General features: G+C 56.1%; 7 protein-coding genes. 6 read left to right on the forward strand and 1 reads right to left on the reverse strand.

Going from position 1 to position 6,164, the window contains the following annotated elements; translation table 11 throughout:
• From GX181_10030 to GX181_10055, 6 genes are all read left to right on the forward strand, one after another.
• The coding region (locus GX181_10030; GenBank protein ID NLM72276.1) for a sugar transferase at positions 1–183 on the forward strand (183 nt) is incomplete at its 5' end.
• Positions 180–818: an acetyltransferase gene (locus GX181_10035; protein NLM72277.1), complete on the forward strand. Its 639-nt coding sequence runs from the start codon at positions 180–182 to the stop codon at positions 816–818. The genes GX181_10030 and GX181_10035, both read left to right, overlap by 4 nt.
• Positions 815–1,951 (forward strand): aminotransferase class I/II-fold pyridoxal phosphate-dependent enzyme, encoded by a 1,137-nt coding sequence (locus GX181_10040; GenBank protein NLM72278.1) that lies wholly within the window; start codon positions 815–817, stop codon positions 1,949–1,951. The genes GX181_10035 and GX181_10040 overlap by 4 nt, the downstream gene beginning before the upstream one ends.
• Before the next feature lie 25 nt (positions 1,952–1,976).
• The gene (locus GX181_10045; GenBank protein NLM72279.1) at positions 1,977–3,089 is read left to right on the forward strand and encodes a glycosyltransferase family 4 protein; all 1,113 of its coding nucleotides are present in this window, start codon (positions 1,977–1,979) and stop codon (positions 3,087–3,089) included.
• Positions 3,073–4,203, forward strand: coding sequence for a hypothetical protein (locus GX181_10050; GenBank protein NLM72280.1), 1,131 nt, complete (start codon positions 3,073–3,075; stop codon positions 4,201–4,203). Before GX181_10045 ends, GX181_10050 begins: the two co-directional genes overlap by 17 nt.
• A 1-nt stretch (position 4,204) precedes the next feature.
• Positions 4,205–5,122: a glycosyltransferase gene (locus GX181_10055; protein ID NLM72281.1), complete on the forward strand. Its 918-nt coding sequence runs from the start codon at positions 4,205–4,207 to the stop codon at positions 5,120–5,122.
• Positions 5,123–5,240: 118 nt separating this feature from the next.
• Here GX181_10055 and GX181_10060 read toward each other — a convergent pair.
• Positions 5,241–6,164: IS256 family transposase (locus tag GX181_10060; protein ID NLM72282.1), on the reverse strand; the 924-nt coding region annotated here is incomplete at its 5' end.

Here is a 6,164-nt window from a genome sequence, read left to right on the forward strand (position 1 = left end):
AACGCAATATCGTGGGAGGAGAAGTTCGCCTGCGACGTCTGGTACGTGGATAACATCTCATTCGCGCTCGACATGAAGATCATCTTCAAGACCATTGCGAAAATACTAGCCCGCGAGGGCATATCGCAAGAGGGGCAGGCCACAATGGAGGAGTTCCTCGGGACGAAGGAGGACGTAGCATGAAGCGCGGGCCCATATACATAGTTGGCGCGGGGGGGCACGGCAAGGTCGTGCTCTCTGCCGCGCTGGCGCTCGGCCTCGAGGTCGCGGGAGTGCTTGACGACGACACGGAAAAGCTCGGCGCTCGCGTACTCGGTGTGCCTGTCATCGGAACGCCGGAGGACGTCCTGTCGAGCATGCCGCACACAAGCGCGGCGCCTGGAATAGGGGACAACAGAACTCGCAGGGAGGTGGTTCTGCGCCTCTCCCCCTTATCAATCGAGTGGATCCCGCTGGTCCACCCTGCCGCCTTTGTGCATCCTTCTGCTCAAGTGGGGGAGGGGAGCGTGGTTTTCGCCGGAGCGGTCATCCAGCCCGACTGCCGCATTGGCGCTCACTGCATAGTGAACACGGGAGCGCTGATCGACCACGACTGCGTCATCGGCGACTTCTGCCACGTGGCACCCGGCTGCGCCATAGCAGGAGGCGTCGGGCTCGGCGAGGGGGCCTTTCTCGGGATCGGCGCAGCCATAATCCCCGGCGTGACCGTCGGCGCGTGGGCGACGGTGGGCGCGGGCAGCACCGTGATACGCGACGTTCCACCGGGCGCGACCGTCGTCGGCACTCCCGCCAGACCTATACACGAGGTGAAGCCATGAACCACAACCGCATCTACCTCTCCCCGCCTCACATGACGGGCAGGGAGATGGAGTACATAAAGGACGCGTTCGACTCCAACTGGATCGCCCCTCTGGGCCCCCAAGTGGATGCCTTCGAGCGAGAGGCGGTCGAATACACCGGCACGGCGGGGGCGCTGGCCCTGTCGTCCGGCACCGCCGCCCTGCACCTCGGGCTGAAGCTGCTTGGCGCGAGGCGCGGCGACACGGTCTTCTGCTCGTCGCTCACCTTCTCAGCCACGGCGAACCCGATCCTGTACGAGGGCGCGACTCCCGTCTTCATCGACTCGGACCCGGACACGTGGAACATGTCGCCGGCCGCCCTCGCCCGCGCGTTCGACGATGCCGAGCGAACCGGCAGAATCCCAAAAGCCGTTGTCGTGGTGGACCTGTACGGTCAGAGCGCGGACTACGCCCCCATCCTGGAGCTGTGCGATGCCCGCGGCGTCCCCGTGCTGGAGGACGCGGCCGAGGCCCTTGGCGCGACATACGGCGACAGGATGTGCGGGGCGATGGGCCGCCTCGGAGTTCTGTCCTTCAACGGCAACAAGATCATAACCACCAGCGGGGGCGGCATGCTGCTCTCCGACGACGAGGAGATGCTTGCGAAGGCCCGCTTCTGGGCGACTCAGGCCCGCGACCCCGCGCCACACTACCAGCACAGCGAGATCGGCTACAACTACAGGATGAGCAACATCCTGGCTGCGATAGGCAGGGCGCAGCTGGAGGTCATAGACGAGCGAGTAGCCGCTCGCAGGCGCGTCTTCGACCGCTACCGCTCCGCGCTGGACGACATCCCGGGCGTGACCTTCATGCCGGAAGCGCGATTCGGCCGAGCCAACAGGTGGCTGACCGCGATGCTGATCGCCCCGGAGACCGGCGTCTCCCCGTCCGACATAATGAACGCGCTGCAGAAGCGGAACATCGAGTCCCGCCCCGTGTGGAAGCCCATGCACCTTCAGCCGGTGTTCGAGCGATACCGGTACTTCCGTCACCGGGAGGGCGAGGACGTCTCGGCCGGCCTGTTCGCCAACGGCATCTGCCTGCCGTCCGGCTCGGCGCTGACGGAGGAGGAGCAGGAGCGAATTACAGGAATCATTAAAACACTGTTTTAATCTTGTCATCCGGAGGCGCAATGCCGTGAAACTGCTCTATATAACCACAGTCGGCCAGACGATGGGCTTCTTCACAAGCCTAATAACAGAATTGATCCGGGAGGGGCACAAGATCGACATCGCCTGCTCCGACACCGAGAGAATCCCCGCTCAATATGCGGATTTGGGCTGCGAGGTCTTTCCGCTGTCCTGCTCCAGGAATCCTCTGGCGTTGGGTAACATCAGGTCCATAAGGGAGATTAGGCGCATTGTGGAAGAGGGGAAGTACGACGCGGTCCACTGTCACACGCCGATCGCAGCAGCCCTTGCCCGAATCGCCTGCAGGCCGCTGAGAAAACGCGGATTGAAGGTGATATACACCGCTCACGGGTTCCATTTCTACAAAGGCGCGCCCCTTGTCAACTGGCTTTTCTACTACCCGATCGAGTGGGTCTGCGCTCGCTGGACCGACCTCCTCCTGACCATGAACCGGGAGGACTACGAATTCGCGGCGCGGCGGCTGAAGGCCGGGGACGTTAAGTATGTTCCAGGCGTCGGCGTCGACACGGAGAGGTTTGCCAAGGTTGAATCGGACAGGGCTGCGAAACGAGGGGAGCTCTGTTTGGGGGATGGCGACATAGTGCTTCTGTCGGTGGGGGAGCTAAACCGGGGCAAGAACCACCAGGCGATTTTCAGAGCTCTGGCAGAGCTGAAAGATCCCCGTATCCGCTATCTGGTAGCAGGGCGAGGCAAGCAGGAGGCTTCCCTAAGGGCAATTGCGGAAAGCCTTGGCATAGCGGAGCAAGTTAGACTCACGGGCCACCGCGACGATATTCCGGAGTTGCTGAACGCCGCGGATATATTCTGTTTTCCGTCAATAAGGGAAGGGCTCCCAGTGGCCCTGATGGAGGCGATGGCATCCGGGCTTCCCTGCGTCGCCTCCGGTATAAGAGGAATCACCGACTTGATCAACGACGGAGAAGGCGGCTTCCTGTGCCGCCCGAACGACACCCAATGCTTTGCCGCGGCAATCGAACGCCTTGTAGAATCCCCATCGCTAAGAAAGACCATGGGGCTTGTCAACAGCGACAGGGTCAAGGCCTTCGACCAAAAGCGCGTAAACGGCATTATGAAAGAGATCTATGAGAACGCTGTTTAAACCCCGCGACCGAGCATCGACCAAAGCAACGAAGGGGGGCCTCGTTAACAATCCTTTTGTCCTGCCGACCATCATCACCGCATTAAAGCTTGTGGCCGCTTTCGTGATTATCGCCTCCAACGTAAAGCTGTTTGGCGGCGGATGCGACAGCAACCACTACCACGCATGCGCCCTGTCCCGGACAGATCGCGCCTACAACCACTGGTCCATCCTATTAAGAAAACTCAACTCCATGGGCCTTTACAATCGCCTCGGCATCACTATATTCCTCATAATAGCCGCATCCATAATAATCCCGTATCTTGTCGCCAGACTCTCCGCAGTCAGGGATTCTTCAAAACCGGAAAAAGCCTTCTGGATGGCTTTCACTGCAACCGCTGCGTACCCTACGCTGTTTTTTATGAGCCTGGACATTTACCGCGACGTGCCGATGGTCCTCTTGTTCTGCCTGGCATTGCTATGCATCAAGCGTATCAACAACGGCGACAATCGAGCAAGCGTTATACAAAAGACAAAATTCTCCGCGCTGTTTTTTGCACTCGTGGGTATGCTTTACCTCCTAAGACCGTACCTGGGGCTTGCACTGTTGGCGGCGTATTTCATCAGCCCGTTCTTTTCCTTCTCCAAACAACCCTTGGCCTTGTGGATAGCCGTATTCCTTGTGGTGGTGCTGCCTCTAGGCCATCAGTTCGGCATATTTGAGAGGCTTTTGCGCTACAGGGCGTTATTCCGGGATGGTGCGCAAGGGGGAGCCAACCTTGGAATCGTTTTTTCCGACGATGCCTGGCTGTTCCCCATCATCTTTGTCAAAAGCCTTCTCATGCAGCTACCGGGCTTTTTCTTCCCGAACAAGGCGAGCGTTATACTTTTCATACTCGAGGGCATTCCGTTTTTGTGGGGCGTCGTCTACCTGGTCAAAAACAGACGTTTCACGGACAAGTTCGTCGACTTCATGGCGGTCTTTTTCGTCATATACAACACCGTCTGGATCATAGGCAACGACAACCTCGGAACGGCCGCCCGCCTGAGAATCTTCGGCTACATTGCGGTGCTGATTTCATGCGTGATTGTTTATCGTAAACACGAGCTATCTACTTATCATGGGAGTGAATAACTTGATTAGCATTATATTTATTAGATCGCCTAAAGCATACCTCCCGGAAATCGATGCATACCTAAGCTACTTTAACAATCTCAAGGGCTTTAAAGCTCTAGAGTTCACTAGTTCCAAAGAACTGGCAAGCATATCAGAACCATTTGTATTATGGGAGTTCAAGGGATTCGGAAGATATAAACCTCGCAATTGTCTTCTTGTTCACGAGTATTGCTCTCTTTCTACACCTCCATTTGCCAGAATAAAAAACACCTTGAAAGTCAAATGGAACACGAAGCCGGGGTTGAGGGTTTTTTTAAACCAATCGGTAAAGAATAACCTTGGGTTTAATGACGGTATCCCTTTTTGTTTTAGAGACATGGGAATAAGCAAAGCCTTTTGTAACACCAATAAGAACGCAAAAAAAGAGTACGATTTCGTTTACGTCGGCTCTATCACAAAGAGCCGAGGCATTGATAGACTTCTTCGTGCGTTTTGTGAAAGACCCAACGGCAAGCTATGTCTCATAGGCACGCCGGAAGTCGGAATATACCGCCGTTACAAGCAGCACAAAGACATTGTTTTTACTGGGAAAGTACCCTATTCAGAAGTACCATTGATAGCATCAAAGGCCAGATACGGCATTAACTACATTCCGAATAAACAGCCTTACTCCTTGCAAACTTCAACTAAACTATTGGAATATCTTGCGGTTGGGCTTAAGGTGGTAACTACGGACTATCAATGGGTTAGGACCTTTGAAAAACAAAACGAGTGTTCGTTTTATAAACTCTATGACAGCCCCTTGGTTTTTGATTTATCAGAGATCGAGTCATATGATTATGTCTCTAATTTTCGCGCAGAAGACTATTTATGGGAACGAGTGATTAAAAAGTCGAACATCGAACAACATTTGAGGGGGCATGGGCTTTTTGTTTAAGGCGCTAGTTGTAGAGTGCTAGTACATAGTAGACAGAAAGGGTAGTGTCAATAGTCTTTCGCACTTTTTTTCTCGGGTTCTAGAGCCAGCTGTCTCCCCGAAAAGAGGTGATCCATTGTCACACGCACTCCGTCAGGTTCTCGGATTCGCAATCGCGTTCGTATTCGTACAGTTTATCCATGTCCATGTACCTGCGGCTTCCCCATTTAGTCGAGGCTATGTGCCTCAGTCTGGCGGCAACCAGCATAAGGGCAGAGTTGCCATCGGGGAAGGCCCCCACAACCCGCGTCCTGCGGCGGATCTCGCGGTTGACGCGCTCAAATGGATTGTTCGTCCTGAGACTCCTACGATGCTCGGGAGGGAAGCAGTAGTAGCTGAAGGTCTCGCGGACTCCTTTTTCCACTATGTCGGCGGCCTTGTGAAGCTTCATCTCCTTCAACCTGGCGACAACCGCCCCAGCCTTCTGCTCCGCCGCGTCAAGGTCCTCCGACGAGTGGATGGCCTTGAGCATGTCCGCAACTATGCGCATCCTGCCGCGGGGGACCGCCGTCAATACGTTGCGGTAGAAATGCACCACGCACCTCTGCCATTTCGACTTCGGAAAGACCTCGCCAAGAGCCTCCACAAGCCCGAGGCATTTGTCGGAGATGAAGAGGCGAACGCCGGTCAGGCCACGCTCTTTAAGATGTCTCAGAAAGTTCAGCCAGCTCTCCCTGTCCTCCTTGCACCCCTCGGCGACCCCGAGGACCTGTCTGAATCCCCTGCCGTCAACGCCGATCGCCACCAGCACGGATATGTTCTCGACCTCGCCTCCCCAGTTCTTCTTCAGCCAGATGCCGTCAAGGTAGACGTAGGGATGCTCCCCCTCGATGGGACGGTTCCTCCAGCTTTCTATATTGCCGTATATCTTCTTGTTCATGTTGCTTATGGTGGACGGACTGACACTGCTGCCCCAGAGAGCCTCCGTGATGTCCTCCACGCGCCTGAGGGACACACCCGCGAGGTACATCTCGATCATGGCCTCCTCGACCGAGCTCTCCCT

It is taken from the genome of Synergistaceae bacterium, from assembly GCA_012521675.1.
Lineage (GTDB): Bacteria > Synergistota > Synergistia > Synergistales > Aminobacteriaceae > JAAYLU01.